The 24,498-nt window shown below is 36.5% G+C and carries 27 protein-coding genes; 16 read left to right on the forward strand and 11 right to left on the reverse strand.

Features of this window, described 5'->3' with window-relative positions; genetic code table 11:
* Positions 1-11 precede the first annotated feature (11 nt).
* Both MYP_RS02725 and MYP_RS02730 read right to left on the reverse strand, forming a co-directional pair.
* Positions 12-398, reverse strand: a complete 387-nt coding sequence (locus MYP_RS02725; protein WP_045458066.1) for a response regulator transcription factor — start codon at positions 396-398, stop codon at positions 12-14.
* 503 nt (positions 399-901) lie between these two features.
* Positions 902-1,639, reverse strand: coding sequence for a PPK2 family polyphosphate kinase (locus tag MYP_RS02730; RefSeq protein WP_045458069.1), 738 nt, complete (start codon positions 1,637-1,639; stop codon positions 902-904).
* A 94-nt stretch (positions 1,640-1,733) separates the two neighbouring features.
* Between MYP_RS02730 and MYP_RS02735 the strand changes: the two genes are divergently transcribed.
* A complete protein-coding gene (locus MYP_RS02735; protein ID WP_045458072.1) occupies positions 1,734-2,108 on the forward strand; it encodes a DUF7793 family protein in 375 nt (124 codons plus the stop codon).
* A 2-nt stretch (positions 2,109-2,110) separates the two neighbouring features.
* On the opposite strand, the gene MYP_RS02740 is transcribed toward MYP_RS02735, so the two are convergent.
* Both MYP_RS02740 and MYP_RS02745 read right to left on the reverse strand, forming a co-directional pair.
* A complete protein-coding gene (locus MYP_RS02740; RefSeq protein ID WP_045458075.1) occupies positions 2,111-3,337 on the reverse strand; it encodes an NAD(P)/FAD-dependent oxidoreductase in 1,227 nt (408 codons plus the stop codon).
* 22 nt (positions 3,338-3,359) lie between these two features.
* Positions 3,360-4,910, reverse strand: a complete 1,551-nt coding sequence (locus tag MYP_RS02745; protein ID WP_045458080.1) for a helicase HerA-like domain-containing protein — start codon at positions 4,908-4,910, stop codon at positions 3,360-3,362.
* Between the two features lie 113 nt (positions 4,911-5,023).
* Here MYP_RS02745 and MYP_RS25955 point away from each other — a divergent pair, with 113 nt between their 5' ends.
* Positions 5,024-5,179, forward strand: a complete 156-nt coding sequence (locus MYP_RS25955) for a hypothetical protein (RefSeq protein ID WP_156140265.1) — start codon at positions 5,024-5,026, stop codon at positions 5,177-5,179.
* A 160-nt stretch (positions 5,180-5,339) separates the two neighbouring features.
* The gene (gene treF, locus MYP_RS02750; protein ID WP_231569992.1) at positions 5,340-6,893 is read left to right on the forward strand and encodes an alpha,alpha-trehalase TreF; all 1,554 of its coding nucleotides are present in this window, start codon (positions 5,340-5,342) and stop codon (positions 6,891-6,893) included.
* 48 nt (positions 6,894-6,941) lie between these two features.
* Here the strand turns inward: treF and MYP_RS02755 are convergent, their stop codons facing one another.
* Genes MYP_RS02755 through MYP_RS02765 form a run of 3 tightly spaced genes read right to left on the reverse strand, consistent with a single transcriptional unit; the run spans position 6,942 to position 9,114 of the window.
* Entirely contained in the window at positions 6,942-7,637 is a 696-nt protein-coding gene (locus tag MYP_RS02755) for an SOS response-associated peptidase (protein ID WP_045458086.1), read from the reverse strand.
* Between the two features lie 32 nt (positions 7,638-7,669).
* Positions 7,670-8,635 carry a YheT family hydrolase gene (locus MYP_RS02760; RefSeq protein WP_045458088.1) on the reverse strand — a complete coding sequence of 322 codons (966 nt, stop codon included), beginning with the start codon at positions 8,633-8,635 and terminating at the stop codon, positions 7,670-7,672.
* Positions 8,635-9,114, reverse strand: a complete 480-nt coding sequence (locus MYP_RS02765) for a YkvA family protein (protein ID WP_045458090.1) — start codon at positions 9,112-9,114, stop codon at positions 8,635-8,637. Before MYP_RS02765 ends, MYP_RS02760 begins: the two co-directional genes overlap by 1 nt.
* A gap of 171 nt (positions 9,115-9,285) precedes the next feature.
* Between MYP_RS02765 and hisG the strand changes: the two genes are divergently transcribed.
* The 7 genes from hisG (at position 9,286) to MYP_RS02800 (ending at position 16,115) form a co-directional block, all read left to right on the forward strand.
* Entirely contained in the window at positions 9,286-10,146 is an 861-nt protein-coding gene (hisG, locus tag MYP_RS02770; RefSeq protein WP_045458092.1) for an ATP phosphoribosyltransferase, read from the forward strand.
* Between the two features lie 3 nt (positions 10,147-10,149).
* On the forward strand, positions 10,150-11,430 hold the full coding sequence (gene hisD / locus MYP_RS02775) for a histidinol dehydrogenase (protein ID WP_045458097.1): 1,281 nt from the start codon (positions 10,150-10,152) through the stop codon (positions 11,428-11,430).
* Positions 11,431-11,572: 142 nt separating this feature from the next.
* Positions 11,573-12,298 (forward strand): PP2C family protein-serine/threonine phosphatase, encoded by a 726-nt coding sequence (locus MYP_RS02780; protein WP_045458100.1) that lies wholly within the window; start codon positions 11,573-11,575, stop codon positions 12,296-12,298.
* Positions 12,299-12,317: 19 nt separating this feature from the next.
* Positions 12,318-12,857 carry a hypothetical protein gene (locus tag MYP_RS02785; RefSeq protein WP_156140267.1) on the forward strand — a complete coding sequence of 180 codons (540 nt, stop codon included), beginning with the start codon at positions 12,318-12,320 and terminating at the stop codon, positions 12,855-12,857.
* 353 nt (positions 12,858-13,210) lie between these two features.
* Positions 13,211-14,611 carry a PAS domain S-box protein gene (locus MYP_RS02790; RefSeq protein WP_045458108.1) on the forward strand — a complete coding sequence of 467 codons (1,401 nt, stop codon included), beginning with the start codon at positions 13,211-13,213 and terminating at the stop codon, positions 14,609-14,611.
* A 124-nt stretch (positions 14,612-14,735) separates the two neighbouring features.
* A complete protein-coding gene (locus MYP_RS02795) occupies positions 14,736-15,677 on the forward strand; it encodes an isoaspartyl peptidase/L-asparaginase family protein (protein ID WP_231569993.1) in 942 nt (313 codons plus the stop codon).
* A 51-nt stretch (positions 15,678-15,728) separates the two neighbouring features.
* The gene (locus MYP_RS02800) at positions 15,729-16,115 is read left to right on the forward strand and encodes an energy transducer TonB (protein ID WP_081990378.1); all 387 of its coding nucleotides are present in this window, start codon (positions 15,729-15,731) and stop codon (positions 16,113-16,115) included.
* A 226-nt stretch (positions 16,116-16,341) separates the two neighbouring features.
* On the opposite strand, the gene MYP_RS02805 is transcribed toward MYP_RS02800, so the two are convergent.
* Entirely contained in the window at positions 16,342-17,229 is an 888-nt protein-coding gene (locus tag MYP_RS02805) for a helix-turn-helix domain-containing protein (RefSeq protein ID WP_045458115.1), read from the reverse strand.
* A 110-nt stretch (positions 17,230-17,339) separates the two neighbouring features.
* Positions 17,340-17,573, reverse strand: a complete 234-nt coding sequence (locus tag MYP_RS02810) for a hypothetical protein (protein ID WP_045458118.1) — start codon at positions 17,571-17,573, stop codon at positions 17,340-17,342.
* 305 nt (positions 17,574-17,878) lie between these two features.
* Between MYP_RS02810 and hisC the strand changes: the two genes are divergently transcribed.
* From hisC to hisIE, 6 genes are read left to right on the forward strand one after another with little or no spacing between them, the layout of a single operon-like run.
* Complete coding sequence (hisC, locus tag MYP_RS02815; protein WP_045458121.1) at positions 17,879-18,928, forward strand: histidinol-phosphate transaminase; 1,050 nt, start codon at positions 17,879-17,881, stop codon at positions 18,926-18,928.
* Between the two features lie 23 nt (positions 18,929-18,951).
* Positions 18,952-20,052 (forward strand): bifunctional histidinol-phosphatase/imidazoleglycerol-phosphate dehydratase HisB, encoded by a 1,101-nt coding sequence (gene hisB / locus MYP_RS02820; protein ID WP_045458124.1) that lies wholly within the window; start codon positions 18,952-18,954, stop codon positions 20,050-20,052.
* A gap of 59 nt (positions 20,053-20,111) precedes the next feature.
* Positions 20,112-20,693, forward strand: a complete 582-nt coding sequence (gene hisH / locus MYP_RS02825; RefSeq protein ID WP_045458127.1) for an imidazole glycerol phosphate synthase subunit HisH — start codon at positions 20,112-20,114, stop codon at positions 20,691-20,693.
* A complete protein-coding gene (gene hisA, locus MYP_RS02830; protein WP_045458130.1) occupies positions 20,690-21,409 on the forward strand; it encodes a 1-(5-phosphoribosyl)-5-[(5-phosphoribosylamino)methylideneamino]imidazole-4-carboxamide isomerase in 720 nt (239 codons plus the stop codon). Before hisH ends, hisA begins: the two co-directional genes overlap by 4 nt.
* Before the next feature lies 1 nt (position 21,410).
* Positions 21,411-22,166 (forward strand): imidazole glycerol phosphate synthase subunit HisF, encoded by a 756-nt coding sequence (gene hisF, locus MYP_RS02835; protein WP_045458133.1) that lies wholly within the window; start codon positions 21,411-21,413, stop codon positions 22,164-22,166.
* Positions 22,153-22,764, forward strand: a complete 612-nt coding sequence (gene hisIE, locus MYP_RS02840; RefSeq protein WP_045458137.1) for a bifunctional phosphoribosyl-AMP cyclohydrolase/phosphoribosyl-ATP diphosphatase HisIE — start codon at positions 22,153-22,155, stop codon at positions 22,762-22,764. The genes hisF and hisIE overlap by 14 nt, the downstream gene beginning before the upstream one ends.
* Before the next feature lie 61 nt (positions 22,765-22,825).
* On the opposite strand, the gene pstB is transcribed toward hisIE, so the two are convergent.
* Positions 22,826-23,629, reverse strand: a complete 804-nt coding sequence (gene pstB / locus MYP_RS02845) for a phosphate ABC transporter ATP-binding protein PstB (protein WP_045458140.1) — start codon at positions 23,627-23,629, stop codon at positions 22,826-22,828.
* 12 nt (positions 23,630-23,641) lie between these two features.
* Positions 23,642-24,496: a phosphate ABC transporter permease PstA gene (pstA, locus tag MYP_RS02850; RefSeq protein WP_045458144.1), complete on the reverse strand. Its 855-nt coding sequence runs from the start codon at positions 24,494-24,496 to the stop codon at positions 23,642-23,644.
* Positions 24,497-24,498: the final 2 nt, after the last annotated feature.

Below are 24,498 nucleotides of genomic sequence, written 5' to 3' on the forward strand. Positions count from 1 at the left end.
TCAGGTTGAGATTAAGCCAGAGCCCTTTCAGATATACGTAATACGTTTGAAATTCTTAATTCAAGTTCTTCCGGATTAAATGGCTTAACAACATAATCGTGAGCACCTAATCCCAGAAATTTAATTTTTTCGGCACTGTTGTCCATGGCAGATAACACAATTACCGGAATATGTCTGTAAAATCCGCTGGCCTGAAGGTGTTCCATAAACTCCTGACCGCCCATTTCAGGCATATTAATATCAGTAATTATAACATCAGGGATATTTCCCTGTTGCATCCAATCTAATGCTTCTTTTCCATTATTCTTTTTAACAACCTCATATTTTTCATTAAAGAAATAATAGATGATTGTTAAAATGGATTTCGCATCGTCAACTGCTAGTATAGTTTTTTTCATAAAAATAGATTTTAAAAATTCCCTTTAATTTTTTAACATTTTTATTTGAAACTTTGCAATATAAAGATCGTATAGTGTAATTTCCCTCTATAGATCATATTATAAATTTAACTAAAAAATTGTAAGCATTAAACTCCTGAAAAGTATATTTCCCTAATTTTCTATTAAATAGTATTTTCTCCGGATAAATGTAATGAAAATTCTGGTAAATACAGTAAAATTATCTATTCCAATATAAGTATTTTTCCTTAGGCAATTTAGATTAAAATTTGTATTTTTTTTATTTTTATTAATGGTTGTCTTTGAGGTATAGAATGTTATAACTTTTAAATTTGCGCCTTAAAAGTGATTTAGAAAGTGATATTTTTTCTTTAAAAAGGATAATTTTGTGTAATTGGATAATATTAATTTTGAAAGAATTTTTACTTAAACCTAAGTCTTGATTCTTTGTTTTTTTATAATCTTTATCTTTTGTAAAAAAGACAAGGGAGTTGCACAAGATTTTATTCTTCCAAGCCAGGGTATTCCAGTTTCATTTCTTTTAAGGTTTCTTTTATTTTCTTTGCAACCAGATACTCTTTATACCAATTTTGATCAGAAGGTATAATATTCCATTCCGGAGCTTTGCATTGTTTGAAAACCTCTTCATATGCTTCCATATAACGATCAAATTTTTTAGCAGTTTCCCAATCTCCATCATTGTGCTTCCAAAACTTCTTTGGATTTGTTTTTCTTTCCTTCAATCGTTTTTTCTGTTCTTTCTTAGAAACGTGAAGGTAAAATTTCAAAATCACAGTGCCATTATCCTGTAGGAGTTTCTCAAAATTATTGATATGTTCAAATCTGTTTTTAAGCTCGGTTTTATTAATCCAGCCTTCTACAGTCGGAACCAATACATCTTCATAATGTGACCTGTTGAAAATAGAGATCTGTCCTTTCGGGGGAACCGCTTTATGTACCCTCCATAAAAAATCGTAGGATAATTCTTCTTTTGTGGGAGCTTTAAATGCCTTTACATTGCAACCAAGCGGATTGACTCCATGAAAGACAGTATTGATTAATCCATCTTTTCCCGATGCATCGAGTCCTTGCAGGATTACTAAAAGACTATATTTAGATTGTGCGTATAATATTTTTTGATAATCAGAGATCTGTTCTGACAATTCAGGAATGAGTTTTTTTATTTTTTCTTTTTCAAATTTTTCAGGTGCTTTGGTAGATAAAGAGAGTAATTTCTTCATTTTCTGGTTTAATTAATATAAGGATTGTAATACTCAATAAATTATTAATAGTTTAGTGAAGAAAGGAAAATTTTATTAAAACATTAATATAAGGATGACTGAAATAAGGGAGGAATATTTTGAACTCTGGTTGGAGGATGGAGTGGTAAAGTATCGATATCATAAAGGAATAATAATCGATATGGAAATGGCAGAAAAACTTGTGCAATATAGGTTAAAACTGATCGAAGGAAAAACATATCCCGGATTTGTAGATGCCAGGGAAACAGTATATATCTATAATGGGGCTAAAAAATACCTTGCCAGTGATATCGGATTTATAGGTACTTCGGCTGTTGCTATATTAATAAAAAGTCATGTTCAGAAAATTCTGGGAAATACTTTTATTCTTCTTAAGCCAGCTAAAATACCCGTAAAGCTTTTTACAGAGGAAGATAAAGCTTTACAGTGGCTTGAAGATTACAAGTAAAGTTACTTTTCTGCAATGGATTTTCCTGCAACAAATCCTGTAGACCAGGCAGCCTGAAAATTATACCCCCCCGTAATTCCATCTATATCTAATACTTCTCCAGCAAAATATAATCCCGGGCATGATTTGCTCTCCATGGTATGGATATCAATGCTATCCAGACTCACGCCACCACATGTAACAAACTCTTCTTTGAATGTTGTTTTCCCTTTTACTCCAAATTCACTGCGTAACAGGTTCTCCAAAAGTTTGTTCATGTTTTTCTTAGACATATCCACCCATTTTAGTCCTGTTGAAATATCAGATAATTCACATATCCTTTCCCAAAGTCTTCTGGGGAGATTAAAAAATGGATGTCCTATAACTGTCTTTTTTGGGTGAAGTAATTTTATTTCGGACAAAGTGGATCTTAAGCTTTCTTCATTTCCTGAAATCCAGTTTACATGGGCTATAAAACGATATTGCTCTTTTGCAAGCTCTCTTGCTCCCCAGGCTGAAAGTCTTAGTATAGCCGGCCCGCTGAGTCCCCAGTGTGTGATTAATATAGGTCCTGTTTCCTCTAGTTTTGAACCTCTGACTCTTACTTTTGCCAAGGGCACACTTATCCCTTGTAAATCTCTGAAAGGAGAATCAGGTACATTAAAAGTGAATAAGGATGGAACAGGTTCTTTGATTTCATGGCCCAGATCTTTTAACCACTGATAAGATTCTTGATTTGGATTACCTCCTGTTGCGATCAGTATTTCATCACAGTAAAGTAATTCACCTCCGAAAAGCTGTATGGAAAATCCTCCGGTTTCATTTTTTCGTATGCTTTTGGTACCAAAGCCTTCCATTAATTTTACTCCCATAACACGGGCTTCCCGGATAAGGCAATCTATAATGGTTTGTGAATTATCTGATTGGGGAAATATTCTTCCGTCTTCTTCCTGCTTTAATTCAGCTCCTCTGGATTCAAACCATCCAATAGTATCTTTAACAGAAAACTGTTGAAAGGTGTATTTAAGGGCTTTGCCTCCTCTAGGGTAACCTTTAAGAAGTAAGTTAATGTCAAAGCATCCGTTGGTAACATTACATCTTCCTCCTCCTGATACTTTTACTTTTGATAAAAACTTATTGCTCTTTTCAAGCAAAGTAATTTCAGCTTCGGAATTGAACCTCGCACAGGATATAGCCCCGAAAAAGCCTGCGGCTCCGCCTCCAATAACAACTACTTTTTTAGGCCTCATAACTGAATTAGGTAAGTCTAAATTATCTTCTCCTTCTGGATGAGGTTGATACCCCTAGTACTCCTAATAATCCTCTTGTAAGCTCTCTGAATACGGTTCTTCCGATTTCGCGGGTTATCTTGCTATCCATGACTTCTTCCAGCGCACTTTTTTCCTTTCTGCTGTTTTTTTCTTTGGAGACAGCAGCTGGCCTTTCCTGATCTGCTTCTTTATCCTTTGAATGGATTTTTTCAGTAAGCATTTCGTATGCGCTCTTTCTATCAATAACAGTATTATATTTCTCTATCAACGGACTGTTTTTTATAAGCTCATCTGTCTCTGCGGGAGATAGTATATTCATGCGTGACTGTGGCGATCTTAGCAGCACGGCAGCTAGAGGAGTTGGTGTCCCTTTTTCACTTAATACAGTTACCATTGCTTCTCCGATTCCGAGTGAAGTAAGCAATTCTTCTGTTTTATAAAAATCCGTAAGCGGATAGTTTTCGGCAGTAAGACGAATCATCTTTCGGTCATTGGCTGTGAAGGCTCTCAAAGCGTGTTGTACCTTCATACCCAGCTGGCCAAGTATAGCCTGTGGTATATCTGATGGATTCTGTGTGCAGAAAAATATTCCAACGCCCTTGGATCTGATTAGCTTTATGATTGCCTCAATCTGATCAAGCAGGGCTTTGCTGGCTTCATCAAATATCAGATGGGCTTCGTCAATAAAGAGCACAAGCTTTGGTTTTTCAAGGTCTCCGGCCTCAGGAAAAGTTGCATAAATCTCGGCAAGAAGACTCAGCATAAATGTGCTGAATAATTTTGGCTTATCCTGTATATCGGTTAAACGGATGATTGAAATAAAACCCTTGCCATCTTTATCCACCCTTACCAGGTCATCAACTTCAAATGATTTTTCTCCGAAAAACTTTTCCGCACCCTGTTGCTCAAGTTCAATGATTTTCCTAAGTATTGTTCCTGTAGAAGCAGAGGAAATAGCTCCGTATTTTTTCTGGATATGCTCTTTACCTTCATTGCCTATATGCTGAAGAACTGACTTGAAATCTTTAAGATCAAGAAGGGGGAGGCGTTCATCATCACAATATTTAAAAATCAGCGAAACAATTCCGCTTTGAGTATCATTAAGATCAAGAATTTTACTGAATAATACTGGGCCAAACTCTGAAACGGTTGCCCTGAGTCTTACACCCTTTTCGTCAGATAGACTAAGTAATTCTACAGGAAATTTCTTAGGCGTAAATGGAATCCCAATTTTCTGTTGTCTTTCTTCAATTTTTGGATTGGTCTCTCCAGCAGCTGCAATTCCGCTTAAGTCCCCTTTGATATCCATCATCAGCACGGGTACACCGTGTTCCGACAAACCTTCTGCAATTGTCTGAAGCGTTTTGGTTTTACCTGTACCGGTAGCACCTGCAATCAAGCCATGACGGTTCATTGTTTTTAAGGGCAAAGAAACCATTGTTCCTTTAACAACATCTCCATCTAGAAGGGCTGCACCCAACTTAATCTGTTCACCTTTAAAAGTATATCCAGCCAATAGCTGAGCCTCAAATTGTTTCAGTCTGTCAGACATTTTTCTCTTCTTTTACTGTAAAAATAACAATTATTGCCTTGTAATGGTATCTGTTGATAAAATCATTTTAACTAATTGATGGTTTAGTAAGTTAACATAGAAAATGCTTAAGTATGAAAAGTCAGAAACCCGTGGTAAAATCGTCTAAAAGTGAAACGGTTGAGGTAAGGGAAAAAAGGGATATTGATGTAATAATAAAGGAAAATGAGGAGTTGCAGAAAAGCATCAGAGAAAACAGACTTAAGTTCTGCAAACAATACGGGTGTTAAAGAGGTCTAACGCGTATTAGCTATTTATTTAACAATATCATGCTCTGCTAGAATCATGATTTGATTTTAGCATTTTGATAATATTCTCCAGTATAACTAAAGCTTGGAGTACTTGAATTGTACATGCTTTTATCGATTAAACATGCGAAACTCCTGGTTTTTGTCTTTTTTCATTCTTTTGTTTTATAGTGCTTCTGCTCAGAAAAGTCCGGAAAAAATATATGGAGAATTGTTTGAAGTGGTGCAGATGCAAGAGGTATTTGAAGACTCCAAAACATTTGTAGACTGTATTCCGATTTATGATCCTGATACTATTCTTAAAAATTATTATCATGAAAAAAAATCTCCTTACTTTGACCTAAGTAAATTTGTCGCGAATCATTTTTTAAAGCCTTGTACACCCTCAACTGACTACCTGAGTGACACAGCAATGACAACCAAAGAGCATATTGAAAAACTCTGGCCATTGCTTACCCGAATACCTGATACAATACTTAACTCCTCTCTGATTCCCCTTCCATTTTCTTATGTTGTGCCTGGTGGCAGGTTCAGGGAGATTTATTACTGGGATAGTTATTTTACTATGCTGGGCTTGCAGGTTTCAAATGACACTGCACTAATCCAAAATATGGTATCCAATTTTTCTTTTTTAATAAGACATGCAGGCTTCGTACCTAATGGTAACAGAACCTATTATCTTAGCAGATCTCAGCCTCCTTTTTTTTCATTGATGGTAGAATTGCTGGCAAAACAAAAAAGCGATACCATCCTTAATTTTTACCTTCAGGATCTTGTAAAAGAATATGAGTTCTGGATGAACGGAAAAGATTCTATTAATATTCACTCAAACTCTTACAGAAGAGTAGTAAAGCTTAACAGGAAACAAATTTTAAACAGGTATTGGGATGATCTCCCAGAGCCAAGACCAGAATCTTTTAGAGAAGATATGTTATTGTCATTAAACACGGAAAGGCAAAAGGAAGACCTGTTCAGAAACATCAGAGCTGCTTGTGAATCTGGCTGGGATTTCAGCAGCCGGTGGCTTGATGAATCTCAAAAGCTTGAGACCATTCATACTACCGATATAATTCCTGTTGATCTTAATTGTCTTCTTCTGCATTTGGAACAGGCTATTTCTAAAGTATATGAATATAAAGGGGACAAAGACAAAGCAAGTTATTATCAAAATCTTGCTAAAAAAAGAAAAAGAGCTATCATAAAATTCTGCTGGAATAAAAAGCAGAAATTTTTCCTTGATTATGATTTTGTCAAACAAACCAATACTCCCGTAAAATCACTGGCTGCAGGCTTTCCATTGTTTTTTGAAGTATGCAATAAAAAGAAAGCAAGATTAGTGAAAGATGAGCTTTTAATTAATTTTTTAAACAAAGGAGGTCTGTTCACAACCTTAAACAAGACGGCCCAACAATGGGATTATTCCAATGGTTGGGCTCCATTGCAATATATAGTTATTAAAGGATTGCTAAATTATGGCTATACTACAGAAGTGACAGCAATCGCTCAAAGATGGATAGGAATCAATGATGGAGTTTTTAAAATGACTGGTAAAATGCTGGAAAAGTATAATGTGAAAGATCCTGAAATAAAAGGAGGAGGAGGTGAGTATCCTTTACAGGATGGATTTGGCTGGACGAATGGTGTTTATCTTAAGCTTTTCGAAATGCTCTGTAAAAAAGAAGAAAAAAAACGCTGAAAGCCTTCTCCATAAATAAGGGAGAAAACTTTCTGGCTTATTAAGCTTCTATTCAAACAAGTTAAAACTTTCTCCGGGATAGATCTTTGGTGCCATCTGAATACATTCCGGAGTATCATACATGGCTGAGTTGACAGCACGATGTGCTTTGTAGTAACACATCTTCTCTGAAGGATAAGGTTTTAATAATTCGGTAACTTCATTGTCGGATAAGTCCATTTTGATCCATTCTTTTTCTAACTCCTTAGGCAATATCACTGGCATTCTTTCATGTATCTCGGCCATCAGAGAGTTAGCATTGGTGGTAATGATTGTAAAGGAATTGATGATATCTCCTTTCTTATCCTCCCAGGAGTCCCATATGCCGGCAAAGGTAAATATCTCATCGCTGGAAAGTGTGATTCTGTGAGGCACTTTTGTTTTACCTACTTTTTTCCATTCATAAAATCCATCGGCAGGAATCAGGCAACGATGACTTTTAATGATTTGTTTGAAAGGACCTTTTGTTAATATAGTTTCAGATCTGGCATTGATCAGATTAGTAGAAGTAGATTCATCCAGTGACCAGTTGGGAATAAGCCCCCATTTCATAAATGAAGTTTCAGAAGGGTTCCTGTTGGTGATGACCGGCAACAATTGTGTCGGCGCAGCATTGAACCTTGGTCTGAATTCATTAGTCACTTTTATGTTAAATCGTTTCGCTAATTTTTCTATCGAGGAGGTAAGGGAGTATCTTCCGCACATAATTTGAAGTGCTCTTTTAAAGCAACAGCAAGTTATAAATAATCAGAGATAAATTCAACGGCTCTTTTCTCAGACCAGTATATACCGCTGATTTTTTTTTCTATAAAACCGACATGACCACCTTGCTCAGGCATTTCAAGGAACAACTGAGGATTTTCCTCAGCTTCCTTAATCGGGAAGCATTGAGGTGTTAAAAAAGGATCATTACAGGCATTTACCAGTAAGGTAGGAATTCTGATATCTTTCAGGTAATAAAGGGAACTACATTCCTCCCAGTATTCAAAAGCATTTTTAAACCCATGAATCGGGGCTGTATACATTTCATCGAACTCAAGAAAATTCCTTATTTTATCAAATCCTTTAGCACTGATTACTTCAGGCATTATCTTTGATTTTTCGGTAACTTTTTTTTCGAGGCTGTTCAAAAATCTTTTCATATACACATAACTTCCCCAGCCAGCAAGTTTTTTAGCGCCGGAAGCAAGATGACATGGTACTGAAAAATTAACACTGCAAATGACCTTTGGATTGATATTAGTACCTTGTTCTCCAAGGTATTTAAGAGTAATATTACCTCCAATGCTAAACCCAATCAGCACAACTTTGGAATAGTTTTTCTTTCTGGTCGCATGTTCAATTACAAAGTCGAGATCTCCAGTCTCTCCGCTATGATAGAATCTGTGCAGTTTGTTGATCTCTCCGCTACATCCCCTGTAATTCCAGCTTAAAGTGTCATATCCAAGTGAGTTTAATAGAAATACCATTCCCAGAATGTATTGGGTCTTTGAGTTACCTTCGAGGCCGTGAGAAAGGATTATCAGTGTGTCAGATCCTTTAAAAGACCAATCCAGATCAAGAAAATCTTGATCTGGTGTGTCTATTCTTTCACGCTGATATTTAATCGGTTCATTCTTCCGGAATAAAGCAGGTATAATCGTTTCCAGATGTTCTGAAAAAAGAAAATAAGGAGCTTTATACGCAGAATGAATGATTGGCATTAACCGAACAATGCTGTTTTAGAGAAATTTAGCTTTCTTGATTCATAAGCCTGGAACTTTTCTATTTCTTCCGAAGCATATTTCAGGAACCATGCAAATAAAACTAAATCATCAGCAAATCCCAAAAACGGAAGGAAATCCGGAAATACATCAAACGGAGAAACAAAATATAAGATTACAGCCAGGCCAAGAATTACTTTAAATTTTGGAACCTCCGTATATTCATTTAACAAGGAAGCTCTTATAAGTCTGAACATTGCCTTTACTTTTCCCCACATTTCGCCAAATGTCCTTTCTGCATTTTCATTGGTAGCTTTATTATAGGCTTCTGTCAGAATTTTATTAAGCTCTTCAGGGTTTCTGATATAGTATTTTGCTCTCTCCACAAACTTTTCATATTTAGGGGATTTTGAAATTAAGGCCCCCAACTTTGCCTTGATCAACATTGCATTTACTGATCTCTTTTTTCTTCTTTCCATATGATTAAAGTGTTTCTAGCCCACTAATAAATAAATAATTTTTGAAAAAAAATGTTAATGGTTGGGGTAAATGTATTGAAATATAGTGTGTTGGGTGTGTTGTAATCTTTCCTGAAAGAATAGGGCTGAACCCAGTATTTTTATTTATTTTTGCCAAAAAAAAGTCAATTTATGAGCGAGATTTTACGCCTTGCTGTGCAGAAGTCTGGAAGGCTAAGTGAAGATTCACTAAAACTTATCAAGGAATGTGGAATTGAATTTAGCAACGGAGGGGGAAAACTAAAATCTACTGCTTCTAATTTCCCGGTTGAATTGCTCTTTTTAAGAGATGATGATATTCCGGGATATGTTGCAGATGGTGTGGCAGATATTGGAATTGTAGGAGAAAACGTTTCAGTTGAAAAGAAAAAGAAAGTTGAACTTGTAGAAAAACTTGGATTTTCTCAGTGCAGACTTTCTATCGGAGTGCAGAAGTCTTATGACTATAAAGATGTTAGCAATCTTAATGGATTAAAAATAGCTACTTCTTATCCCAACATCCTTTCTGATTTTCTTTTTGAAAATAAAGTACGTGCCTCCATTCATGAAATAAGCGGTTCGGTAGAAATTGCTCCAAGCATAGGACTTTCTGATGCTGTTTGCGATATCGTAAGTAGTGGAAGTACGCTTATTAGCAATGGCTTAAAAGAAGTAGAGGTAGTATTCCGTTCTGAAGCAATACTTGTTTCCTGTCCTGAACTATCAGCTGCTAAAACTAAAATTCTGAATGACCTGTTGTTCAGAATCCATGCAGTTAAGAATGCCAGAAACACAAAGTACATCCTTTTAAATGCTCCTAATCATTCTATTGACAGAATTATCAGTCTGCTTCCGGGAGTTAAGAGTCCAACCGTAATGCCTCTTGCAGAAGAGGGGTGGAGCTCTTTACACTCTGTTGTAAGAGAAAATGAATTCTGGGGTGTGATAGAAAAGCTTAGAGAAGCGGGAGCTGAAGGCATACTTGTAGTACCGATCGAAAAAATTATCAAGTAATTAATGAAAATTATAAAATATCCCGAAACTGGTCAGTGGAAAGATCTTTTGAAAAGACCTGTTTTTGAAACGGCCAGTCTGGAAGCAAGAGTAATTCCTGTATTGGAGGCTGTTAAGAAAGAGGGGGATATTGCCTTAAAAAGATTTACATCTCAGTTTGATGGTGTAGATATAACTGATATTAGGGTTTCTTCTTTAGAAATTGATGAAGCAAACCTGTTGGTTGATGAAGAGCTGAAAATCGCTATACGTGCTGCCAGACAAAATATCGAGAAGTTTCACTCTTTTCAGAAAGAGGAGACTAAATTAATTGAAACGACCCCTGGTGTTACATGCTGGAGGAAATCAGTTCCTATTCAAAAAGTAGGATTTTATATTCCAGGAGGTACCGCACCTCTTTTCTCTACCATATTGATGCTCGCTATTCCTGCTGATATTGCAGGATGTGAGCAGAAGGTTCTTTGTACTCCACCAAATAAAGAAGGGAAAATACATCCTGCCATTCTATTTACTGCTAATCTTCTGGGAATTAAAAATATTTACAAAGTAGGAGGAGCTCAGGCTATTGCTGCAATGGCTTATGGCACAGAGACTGTTCCACAGGTATATAAAATTTTTGGTCCAGGTAACCAGTATGTTACCGCTGCAAAGCAACTGGTATTTAAAGATGGAGTAGCAATAGATATGCCTGCCGGACCTTCTGAAGTAGCTGTAGTGGCTGATGATACTGCGAATCCTGCATTTGTTGCCTCTGATTTACTTTCGCAGGCGGAACATGGTGTTGACAGCCAGGTGATGCTTTTTACCAAGTCAGAGAAGAAAGCTATAGAAGTACTGAATGAAGTAAAGATGCAAACAGAAGAACTTTCAAGAAAAGGCTTTGCAGAGAAGTCTCTTGAAAACAGCAAATGTATAGTTTTGAAGAACGATGAAGAGATCATGCACATGGTAAATGAATATGCACCGGAGCACCTTATTCTTCAGACTTCCAATGCTGAAGAGCTTGCAGGTAAAGTGATCAATGCAGGTTCTGTTTTTATAGGTCATTATACTCCTGAATCAGCCGGAGATTATGCATCAGGAACAAACCATACGCTTCCAACAAATGGCTATGCAAAAGCTTATTCGGGAGTTTCAGTAGACTCTTTTGTGAAGAAGATTACATTTCAATCAATAAGTAAGGAAGGTATAAAATGCCTTGGCCCAGTTATTGAAACAATGGCAGCAGCAGAAGCACTGGATGCGCATAAGAATGCGGTATCGGTGAGGTTGAAGAGTTTGTAAGGATTAAGTATTTATAAAAGAAAACCTCATGAATGGCAAGGTAAGCTGTACATGAGGTTTTTTTTGTCTGAACAGGGATCCTAAGGGATTAAAGGATAGATAGGATTTTTCTTATTATAATTTTATTTGTTTCGTAATATCAATGGATGCTTTTTTTGACATTGTAGGTTATTCCATTCCCAATATCGGTAAAGAAAAAAATGGGGATAGCTACATTTTTGAATATCTGGAAAACGAGGAAATATTAGTAGCTGTCGTTGCAGATGGCGTAAGCAAACAACCTTGTGATTGGTTTGCTTCAGAAACAACCTGCAAAAAGCTTCTGGAATGTTTTAAGCTACAAGAAGGGGATAAGAATATCCATCAAAGGCTTCTGGCCAGTATTTCAGAGACCAATAAGTTTGTGATCAACATAGAAGGTAATTGCAGAAAGATGGCCTCAACACTTTCTGTTATAGTCTGGCCGACTTCTGGTAATAACCTTTACATTTCCAATATTGGAGATTCCAGGATTTATAGCTTAAAAGACGAGACACTGGAGCAACTTACAAAAGACGATTCGTTCATTACTAATGAGAAGGTACTAATGCATGGAGGTCTTAGATTAATTGATAAATCAACATTAACAAAAGTTATTGGACAAGATAACATTTCAATCGGTATTGCAGAAAAATCACTTGAAGTTGGAGAAATTATTATTCTGGCAACAGATGGATTTTATGATGCAAGAAAAGCAGTTTATAATAAGATCATGATTGAGCTAAGTAAATCGGAAAGTTTTAAAGATGGCTTTACAACTGTTATAAATAAGCTGGAGATGCTTAGGGGAGATGATTTGACGGCTATTGCGATGAGAAGGAACAGATAGTTATCGATTAGGTAAAAAAATGTCCAAGATAAACTCAATGATTTTAATTGATAAATTAAACAAAGCCTGCCTAGTGCTGTTCGTATTAAGCTTCGCCTGTTCTGGCGACCCTCATACAAAAAAGGATGAAGAGCTGCCAGATAGGGATACTGTTGAAATGGCTGATACATCAAACCAAATAGAATCTACTGATATCAGCTTGCAAAAGGATACTTTTAAAGTTGAGGCCGGTAAGGTATTTTTTCAAAAATATCCATCTGGTTTTTGGTTGGACAGCATCCAAAAAACAATGCCCGAAGATGAATGGAATGAAGTAGTTGCGGATAATGTCTATTACCTGGATTTAACACGACAATTTTTGGAGAAAAACGGATATAAGGAAATAGGTTATGCCGATTCTAAGATCCTTGAGTTCCCATTAAAGGAAAAGACTACTGAATTCATTAGTACAAAGGAATATTTAAATGAATGGGGGTTCTTCATTTCTAATGGTATAGATTCGGTATCTTTTTACAACAGTTCTGATCCTGAAACAGATCTAAAAGGGATAATAAAATAACGAACAAAAAAGGGAAGACATACCAGCTTTCCTTTTCATAATAAAGTAAAATAATCAGGTTAAAGCCTATTCAACGATTACTTCTGCATTAATTTGCCTTGTTCTGTCTCAATATGAAGGAACCTATAAACCTTTCAATTGAGTATGAATCTCATCACCTGCGGTATGTGATTCTTAGCTACAATAAAACGAAATATGTAACACTGATTAAGATTTAGTGATTTTTCCTAACATTAACAGATTGTCAGGGTTTAGTATATAATTGTTTTTCCTAAAAAGTTCATATGCATATTTGTTTAAGAGGGTAGTATTTCAAATAAATATGATCGGAAGAGTGCTTTAAATAAAGCAAAATGGATGATCAAGGACAATCGATACAAACCTTAGAAATTTTAACCGCAATTCTGGATAATTCTCCCGAATGTATAGTCTTGATTTCTCCAGAGCATAAGGTATTAGCCTTTAATAAAGTAATTAAAGAGGTTTTAAAATTATATTTTGGAAGAGAAATAAAAGTGGGAGATGACTATAGGGACTTTGTTGCTCCTGGATCAAAGGAGTTATATCATACTTCATTCCAAAAAGCCACAATGGGATCGAATGAGGTTGTAATAGGTCAAACAACAGCAGAAAATACTTCAGTCTGGTTTGAATTTAAAATGAATCCGGTCTATAACCAATCCAAGACTCTTCTTGGGGTAACTCTTACTGCAAAAAACATTGATAAGGAAAAAAGAATGCAGATGGAGATGGAGAATATGGCTGAGATGTTTGAGGCAATTATTGAAAATGCGAGTGAATCCATATTGCTTTTTGATAAAGATCACAAGGTCTTAATGTTTAATAAAGTAGCAAAAGAAAGACTTTTAAATTTTACCTCCAAAGAAATTTATCAAGGTGTTGATTTTAATGAGTTTTTGAATGAATGGAATAGGGAGAGTTTTTTTACTGCCTTTGAAAAAGCTCTTCAAGGATATAGTAGCGATGCTGAACGTGATTTAAGTAAGGAATATAATGCTGATCTTTGGGTGCTCTCAAAAATGTTTCCCGTATACAGAAGCAATGGAGAGTTATTGGGTGTATCTCTTTTTACCATTGATATAAATGAAAGAAAACAAGCGCAGATTGCAATGGCAGAAAGTGAAGAGAAGTTCAGAAAAATATTGGAATCAGTGCCACTCGCAATTTTAATTTTAGATAAAGATTTAAAAATACGAATTGCTAATGATGCTACTGAGGAAATTTTTGGTTATTCGTCTGATGAATTGGAGGGACAGAAAATTGAAATATTAGTTCCGGAGCGCTTCAGAACTCTTCATCATAAAAATCTAAAACAATATTTAGTAACCCCTTCTTCATTTCAGATAAAGTCCAAAAGGCTTACAACTGCTCTCAAGAAGGGAAAGAAAGAAATAATTGCAGAAGTTAATCTTAATTTAGTTCGGATAAAAAATGAAGACTTTATACTGTTAATTGTAGAGGATGTTACAGACAGAATTAAAGCGGAGCAAAAGAATCTGAATCAGCTAAGGAGACTGGAGACTATAGCCTGGCAACAGTCTCACGAAGTGCGTCGGCCGGTCGCGAATATTTTAGGATTAGTAAATACATTAAGAAAGGAAGAACTGTTGGATTTTGAAAAAAAAATATCTCTCGATTATCTTTTTGAAATGACAGAAGAGTTAGATTCAATTATTAAAAAAATCGTCCTGTATGCCAGTGGGTCAGACCTTAAAAACGAAATAAAAAAGTGACTCTGTTCAATTGAATTTAAATTCCCAAATCAATTTCTTCCGATAAGAGTTTTCATAAGGCCAAAGCCGACTTATGAAAATAACCTTCTATGTTTTACTTTTAGTTTCTCCTGTAATTATCAATATGGAAAAAATACAGCCCCCAGGATTAAAAGGAAAAATTGTATTACTCATTCATGGTGGAGCAGGCAATTTTAAAGAATCTGATCTTACTCCGGTTCAACAAAAGATTTACGAAAAGTATCTCCGTGAGGCACTTGAGGAAGGTTATAAAATTCTAGATGGAGGTGGCTCTGCGCTTGATGCAGTGGAAGCTTCGGTGAAGCTTATGGAAGACGCTCCTGTATTTAATGCTGGTAAAGGATCTGTGTTGAATAAAGAAGGGCATGTAGAAATGGATGCTTCCATTATGCATGGTAAAGACCTTAAAGCAGGTGCTGTTGCAGTGGTAAGGAATGTTAAAAATCCGATATCAGCAGCAAGGATGGTGATGGAAAAGTCAAATCATGTATTATTAGCAGGGAATGGTGCTGATGAATTTGCCAAATCTATTGGAATGGAAATGGAAGAGGAAGATTATTTTATTACTCCTTCTTCTTTTGAACAATGGAAAAAAGCAAATGAGCCAGCTTCTGTACCTAAAGGTATTAACAAACATGGAACAGTGGGTGCTGTAGCGCTTGATCAAAATGGTAATCTGGCTGCAGCTACTTCAACAGGTGGAGTTCTTAATAAACTACCTGGCAGGGTAGGTGATTCTCCTATAATAGGTGCGGGAACCTATGCGGATAATAATTCATGTGCTGTGTCTGCAACAGGTCATGGTGAATATTTTATCAGGCTGACAATAGCTCGTTCAATTGCCGCTTTGATGGAGTATAAAAAGATTTCTCTTGAACAGGCTGTCAATGAAGTGATTCATGAAAGGCTTCATAAATCTGGAGGGACGGGGGGAGTAATAGCAGTGGATAAAAACGGAAATTTTACAGTGAGCCATAATACTACTGGTATGTTCAGAGCCTGGAGAACAGAAAAAAGATGTGAGATCAGGTTTTTTAAAGAGTAGAAAACCACCCATAGCTCTTAAACGTATTATAAGAGTTATCAAATAATTGCTATGCATAAAATTGTATTTACCGCCTCTTTCTTAATGTTTAGTTCAGTGGTTTCATTTAGTCAGACCAGTAATAAGAACTTTGCAGTCAGCAAGACAAAAGAAACTTCTTATGTAAATGGTGAGGATGATTTGTATGGTTTTATTTTCAAGCATTTAAAATATTCAGAAGAAGCAAAAGCTAAAAAAATTGAAGGTGAAGTAATGGTTTCCTTTTTTGTAGAAAAAGATAGTTCTATTACTAATATTAAGATACTCAGAGATATGGGGTATGGCTGCGGAGACAGTATCAGAGCCCTTTTTAAGAATATTAAATATGTACCTGCTCAGGAAAATGGTGTTGCTGTGAGGTCAAACGTTATGGTCAATATTCCTGTCAGAAGTCACTAATTTTTTTTCAAATAAATGACCTGGAAGTAGAAGCCTTCATTTGAATAGCCGATTATATGCGAATCTGGAACAGTAAATTGAAAGAAGGTAATTATGATTTTTATATCTCGGTTTTACTTTTCAAAGTAAAATAATCAAATTAACTTTTATTATTCGAATTGGTCTTATAGGTTTATTCTAAAATCTGTTTCAGTCTTCTTGTATTGTATTCCTACCTTGATGAATTTTATTTTTTATCTGCAAAATTTCTGAACTCTGCAGGGCTCTGCCCAGTAAGCTTTCTAAAATATTTAGAGAAATAAGACTGATCTGAAAAGTTAAGCTGAAAAGCAATTTCAGACACTGTTAATTCCGAATAAATGAGTAGACGCTTTATTTCTACAAGCAATTTCTCATTGATTAGATCAGTAGAGGTTCTTCCTGTAAGTTGTTTTACAGTCTCGCTTAAATGATTAGGAGTGACAGCAAGGTGTTCTGCATAATCTTTTACAGAAAGATTATCCTGATATTTCTCTTCAATCAGCTGCTTGAATTTTTTTACAAGAAGTCTTCCCTTGTTCATTTTATCTCCTGCATTCTGAGGATAAAGTCTTTTGCAGTGAATCAGAAGAATGTCGAGCAGAGCTCCAATAAGATCAGGAGAATCTTCGAAGTTTTTCTCTCTTTCTGCAATAGCTTGTATAAAAATATCACTAAATGTCTTAACCTCTTCAATTGTATTTATATACAGAGGGGGAGATCCAGGAATCAGGGGGTAAAAGAATGGCAATTCAAGGAGTTTGTTCTGATCGTTTTTATTAATAAGATAGAACTCGGATGTGAAAAGAAATATATATCCTGAAATATCTTCAGAAAGGTCAAGATCATGAATTTGTCCGGGGGATAAGAAGAAAATACTGCCGGGTTTTATTTCATACTCAAAGAAATCAATGGTGTGTTTTCCTGACCCTTTTGTAATAAACAGAATTTCGTAAAAGTCGTGCCTGTGAGGGTATTGCACCTTAAAATCTCTGTTTTTGTCAAAAATTTCAATCTGGAAATAAGTGTAATGACCGCTTCTTTTAAAGCGGTCAATACTATAAACAGGTATATTATTTTTTCCGGATGAATGCATTTCTTGGTCGTAGTGCTTTATTTAGCTGAAAACCACGCTAATAGGCGTAAGTATAACAACCGAAGCCAGTAGAAGGATAAAAATCCTTTTAAAACCTCTGAAAATGCTGATTAAAGTTTCACTATGTTGTGGATATCCTGAATTCTCAGCATATTCTTGTGAATTCTTTCAGAATCAGAAGGGTCAATGTCTACTTCTATCAGACAAATAGCTAAACCAGCATCCTGAACTCTATAGTTCAGACTGTTCACCATCATTCCTCTTTTACGGATTGGCAATAAAATCCTGTCAATAGTTTCTGGGGTATGTTTGCACTCGATTTGCCAGCAGAATGTCTCTTTCATCAGTTGTGTGTTAGATTTGTATAATTCTGATCAGGTCTCAAAAGTTTCCTGATTCACATTTTTATTATTAGTAAAGATATTAAGTAATCCGGTCAACGACAAATATAGCTATTCGAATGTGCAATTTTCAAGATAGAGGTAATGTTCTCAGTGAAGGAGAAAACTTGTACTTAAATTGTAAATTATGCGCTGTTAGAGAATAATATGCCTAATAGCGAATAAGTAAACTGTAAATTTCTCGCTTGTTGTGAATTTTTGGCATAAAAAAGCTAATTTGCAGCTCTTATTATAACTTTAGTACTACTTTGTTCAGCTTAGATAAACTCCTTAGGGAGAACATAAAAAACGCCAAACCATATTCTTCAGCAAGAGACGAATACAAGGGAAAAGAAGGGATCTTTCTTGATGCAAATGAAAACCCTTATGGTTCAGCAGCAACTGGCGATTTCAACAGATATCCTGACCCGCTTCAATGGGAAATCAAAGGGATCCTTTCTAATATTAAAAGGGTAGAGCCTGAAAAAATATTCCTGGGCAATGGAAGTGATGAGCCGATTGATCTCATTATCAGAATGGTATGTCGTCCAGGGAAAGACAATATTATCATTCTACCTCCGACTTATGGCATGTACGAAGTATCTGCGGCTATTTCCGATGTGGAAATCAGGCAGGTACCGCTTACCGAAGATTATCAGTTGAGACCGGAGGAGATTCTTAAAACAGTTGATGAAAATACAAAAGTCATTTTCATCTGTTCGCCGAATAATCCGACGGGAAACATCATGAATAAAAAGGATGTGGAGCAAATTCTGAAAGGGTTTAACGGGATAGTAGTAGTAGATGAAGCTTATATTGATTTTGCTCCTTCTTCATCTTTCCTCAGCGAACTTGATCAATTCCCGAATCTTATAGTGCTTCAGACACTTTCCAAAGCATGGGGAATGGCAGGTCTTAGACTGGGAATGGCTTTCGCTTCTAAAGAGATTATCAGTGTTTATAATAAAATCAAATATCCTTATAACATCAACATTGCTACTCAGCAATTTGTGAAGGAGGGATTATTGAATATTCTGAACAAGGAGAAAATGGTAGCCCAGATTCTTGAACAGCGAGAGAAACTAGGTGAAGAATTGAAGAAACTCTCATTTGTTTCAAAAGTGTATCCTTCAGATGCCAATTTCCTGTTGGTAAAAATGGATAAAGCTCCTAAGATTTTTGAATTTTTGATAGGAAATAAAATCATCACAAGAGACAGATCCAAAGTAAGGTTGTGTGAAGACAGTATCAGAATTTCCGTAGGAACCGAAAAGGAAAACGAGGCTTTGATGAAGAAGCTTTCAGAATGGAAAGGATAATTAAGAGAGAGAATTAGGTTAAAATGAAGAAGAAGATTTTATTCATAGACAGAGACGGAACTATTATTGTTGAACCTCCGATAGATAAGCAGGTTGATTCCCTTGAAAAGCTTGAGTTTTTACCAAAGGCCATTACAAGTCTTTCCAGAATTGCCAATGAGATGGATTATCTCCTTGTAATGGTTACGAACCAGGATGGATTAGGTACATCATCTTTTCCGGAGAATACATTTTGGCCTGCTCAGGACAAAATGGCTAAAACTCTGGAAGGAGAGGGCGTTGTATTTCATGCCGTTCATATAGACAAGTCATTTGATCATGAAAACCTTCCGACAAGGAAACCAGGCACTGCAATGCTTACTGAGTATTTCGGTGAGGGATATGATCTCTCCGAGTCAATTGTAATCGGAGACAGACAGACGGATTTACAGCTTGCGAAAAATCTGGGCGCAAAGGCTATTTATTTTTCTTCCAGTACAAATAACGAAGCGGTTTTAAGTACTGATAACTGGGATGAAATTTATTGGTTCCTGAAAAAACAGAATAGCAGAACCGCCAGCATCAGAAGAACGACAAAGGAAACGGATATCGAAATTTTTCTCAACCTTGACGGCACAGGAAAAACGGAGATCCATACAGGTCTTGGTTTCTTTGACCATATGCTGGATCAGCTGGGCAAACATTCCGGGGCAGACCTCAAGGTAAAGGTTGCCGGTGATCTGCACATTGATGAGCACCACACTATCGAAGATACTGCTCTGGCTTTAGGGGAAGCTTACCTTAAAGCACTAGGAGATAAAAGAGGCATAGAACGTTATGGATTCTTATTGCCAATGGATGATGTGCTAGCTCAGGTTGCAATTGATTTTTCCGGAAGAAACTGGCTTGTCTGGGATGCATCATTTAAAAGAGAAAAAATCGGCGATATGCCAACAGAAATGTTTTACCATTTCTTCAAATCTTTCTCTGATACTTCCAAAGCCAACATTAACATTAAAGTTGAAGGAGATAACGAGCATCATAAAATAGAAGCTATATTCAAAGCTTTCGCAAAATCCATTAAAATGGCAGTGCGCAGAGATTTTAACAATAATCAGATACCTAGTACCAAGGGGATACTTTAGAGATTCAGTTTCGGACATCATCTCAATGGACCGGAATTGCAAACTCAAAAATCAAAAAAGTGAAAATTGCTATCATAAAATATAATGCAGGTAATACCCAGTCTGTAAGTTACGCGCTGAACAGGCTAGGAGTAGACCCTATTATCACAGATGAGCCGGAATTGCTGAAAGCTGCGGATAAAGTAATCTTTCCGGGAGTTGGAGAAGCAAGTACTGCAATGACTTATCTGAAACAAAGAAATCTTGACAAGCTCATTCCTGAGTTTAAGCAACCATTTCTCGGAATATGCCTTGGACTGCAGCTGATGTGTCAGCATAGCGAAGAGAATGATGTTGAATGTCTGAAAGTATTTCCAATGACGGTAAAAAGATTTCCCCCTAAAGACAAAGTGCCTCATATGGGATGGAATTCTATTACCAATCTGAAAGATCCTCTATTCAATGGTGTAAATGAAGGAGAGTTTGTTTACTTTGTTCACAGCTACTATGCAGAGTTGTCAGACTATACGATAGCTCAATCTGATTATATTTTGCCTTTCAGTGCATCTATCCGGAAAGATAACTTTTACGCTGTCCAGTTTCACACAGAAAAAAGCGGAAAAACCGGAGAAAAAATTTTAAAAAACTTCCTTTCATTATGATTGAAATAATACCAGCCATTGACCTGATCGATGGAAAGTGTGTCAGACTGGTTCAGGGCGATTTTGATAAAAAAACGGAATATCATAGCAATCCTCTTGAGGTTGCTAAAAAATTTGAAGATGCCGGAATAAAGAGACTTCACGTAGTGGATCTTGATGGCGCCCGTCAGAAAAAGGTAGTAAATCATAAGGTGCTTGAAGAAATTTGCACGAACACATCATTGCATGTTGATTTCGGTGGAGGCATTCAGTCTGATGAAGATATACAGATAGCTTTTAATGCAGGCGCGAAGCAGGTTACCGGAGGAAGCATTGCAATTAAGAATCCGGAGCTTTTCAAAAGTTGGTTGAAAAACTATGGTGGTGAGAAGATTATTCTCGGTGCTGATGTAAAAAATAAAATGATTGCTGTAAGCGGGTGGCAGGAGGTTACGACTACTTCTTTGTTCGACTTCACAGAGGAATATGCTGCTTTAGGTGCAAAGTATTTGTTCTGCACCGATGTGTCCAAAGATGGATTGCTAGCTGGTCCCTCATTTGAGTTATATAATGAGGTCAGAAATAAATTCCCTAAACTTAAGCTTATTGCAAGCGGTGGAGTAACAACCGTTGATGATATTGCAAAACTAAATGAAATGGGTGTTTATGCCGCAATCATTGGAAAAGCTTATTACGAAGGAAGAATAAAACTTGAAGACCTAAAGAGGTTTTTATAAGATGCTTACAAAAAGAATTATTCCTTGTCTTGATGTAAAAGACGGGAAAACAGTTAAAGGCGTAAATTTCGAAAACCTCAGAGATGCCGGAGATCCGGTTGAGCTGGGGCAACTTTATGCTGAGCAGGGAGCGGATGAATTGGTATTTCTGGATATTACCGCTACGCTTGAAAAAAGAAAGACACTTGTAGAGCTGGTTAGACGAGTAGCACAGAATGTAAACATTCCATTTACAGTAGGAGGTGGAATTGCAAGTATTGAAGATGTATCTGCCCTTTTAAATGCAGGAGCGGAGAAAGTATCTATCAATTCTTCTGCTGTTAAAGATCCGGGTCTTATTGACAGATTAGCTTTAGAGTTTGGTAGTCAGTGTGTTGTTGTGGCTATTGATACAAAATTATATGAAAATCAGTCAAGAGTGCATACTCATGGAGGAAAGAAACCTACGGAGATTGATACCTTTCTTTGGGCCAAAGAAGCGGAAAACAGAGGTGCGGGCGAAATTCTTCTGACTTCAATGGATCATGATGGCACCAAAGCAGGTTTTGCAGATGAGTTAACTGCAAAGCTTTCATCTTCCCTTTCTATTCCGGTTATTGCTTCCGGAGGAGCCGGAACTATGGAACACTTTGTTAATATATTCACAAACGGGAAAGCAGATGCTGCGTTGGCAGCAAGTATTTTCCACTTTAAGGAAATTTCTGTACCCGAGTTGAAACAATACCTAAAAGATCACAAAATCAATGTTAGAATTTGAGTTAAAGAATGTAGATTTTGGAAAGAATAATGGTCTGGTACCAGCTATTATTCAGGACGAGGTTACACAGAAAGTGCTTATGCTGGGCTATATGAACCAGGAAGCACTTGATAAAACATTAAAAGAAAAGAAAGTTACTTTTTTCAGCAGAACCAAAAACAGACTTTGGACTAAAGGGGAGACCTCAGGCCATTTTTTGTATTTGAAAAGTATCTCCCTGGATTGTGATCAGGATGCTCTGTTAATTAAAGTTACTCCTGACGGCCCTACCTGTCACACAGGTACGGATACCTGCTGGAATGAAGAGAATCACGGTAAAATCTATTTTCTTCAACAGTTAAGTAACGTTATCAAAAGCAGGAAAAACAATCCAGACGAGAAGTCATATACAAGTTCATTATTTGCCAAAGGTACTAATAAAGTTGCTCAAAAAGTTGGAGAAGAAGCTGTAGAGTTAGTAATAGAAGCCATGGACAATAACGATGAGTTATTTAAAAATGAAGCGGCAGATTTGTTGTTTCACCTTCTGGTACTCCTTGAACAAAAGAATATTGAACTGGATGAAGTGCTGGATGTACTCATTAAAAGGCATAAATAAACGTCGCTCCTATTATAAGATAAAAGTCCCGACAAAGATCTTGATACTTTGTCGGGACTTTTTAGCTTATTATCCCTTTAATATAATCAGAAGTCCTTTTGTCTTTCGGATTTTCCAATACCTGATAAGCGGGACCATGTTCTATAATTTCACCCAGATACATAAATATGATATAATCCGCGATACGGATAGCTTGTCTGAGTATGTGAGTTACCATTACAATGGTATACTTATTTTTAAACTCCACAAATTTTTGTTCAATGTGCGCACTTGATATGGGGTCTAATGCTGAAGTAGGTTCGTCTCCGAGGATAATTTCAGGTTTAACCGCCAGCCCTCTTGCAAGACAAAGCCTTTGTTGTTGCCCAATGGACAATCCCGAAGCGGGAGTATTAAGCCTGTCCTTTACTTCGTCCCACAGACTTGCCTCTTTAAGATAGTATTCAACAATTTGATTTAATTCCGACTTTTTCCTTATACCATGTATCCTTGGCCCATATGCTACATTGTCAAAGATGGACATAGGTAACGGGTAAGGTCTTTGGGATAAAAGTCCCATTTTTTTTCTGATCTTAATTACATCGGCATGAGGGTCAAATATATCTTCTCCATTTAACATTACTTTACCTGTAACTTTAGTACCGTCAATGGAGTCAATCAAACGATTAAAGCATTTAAGCAAAGTTGTTTTTCCGCAACCTGATGGACCGATGATTGCCGTGATTTTTTTGGCTGGTAAGGTTATGTTAATATCCTTAAGAGCTTGTCTGTCTCCATAAAAAACATTTAACCCCTCCACACAGATATTACCTTCATCACAGATATCAGTTATTTGCGGTACGAATATTTCAGTTGCCATTTTCATTTATCTCAAATTTTAAACTAAACTTTTATGTTTAGTGAATTTTTTTGTAGCGATTCGGGATAAGATACTTATAAGAAGGATAATGACAGTCAGAACCAGTGCCGAGGCATAGGCTCTGTCCTGAACCTCAGGAATAGGAGTACTCAACTGAAAGAAAATGGCCAGCGGCAGATTTGCTGCAGGTTGCATTAACGAAGTTGGGATTCTATCAGTAAATCCGGAAGTAAATAGTACTGAAGCAGCGTCTCCGATACTTCTGCCAAAGGAGATTAGAACAGCAGTGAGTATTCCGGGTAAAACCTGTTTGCTTACCACTTTTATAGATGTTTCAATTTTGGTGGCACCAAGGGAATAAGAAGCATCTATTAAACCTTTTGGCACGGTCATTATAACTTCATCCATAGCTCTTACCATTATAGGTATAACCATTAAAGTAAGGGTAAAAATTCCTGCTAGTAAAGAAGCTTTTAATCCAATCAAAAGCATGATTGCAAAGCCAAATGCTCCATATACAATGGAAGGGATTCCCCATAAAACGTCAAGGCATAATCGGGTAAAATCTGCAAACCGGGATGTTTTGGTCCTGTATACATTCAAATAAAGGGCCACAGGTAAACTTATAAGCAACCCGAGAATTGTTGAACCTCCAGCGAGATATAAAGAACCTACAATGGCATTTAAAATACCTCCTCCTTTTCCAAGAAAAAATCCTCCTTTGGGTGTTTGAGTGATCATTGCCCAGGATAATGATGGCAAACCTTTCTGAAGAATGCTGTAAATAATTAAAAACAGACTTACCAATACGAGTAAAGTAGAGGCCTTCATCAATACTTTAAAAATCCCTTCTTCCACCTTATTTATGTTCATAA

It is taken from the genome of Sporocytophaga myxococcoides (assembly GCF_000775915.1).
GTDB classification, from domain to species: Bacteria; Bacteroidota; Bacteroidia; order Cytophagales; family Cytophagaceae; genus Sporocytophaga; species Sporocytophaga myxococcoides_A.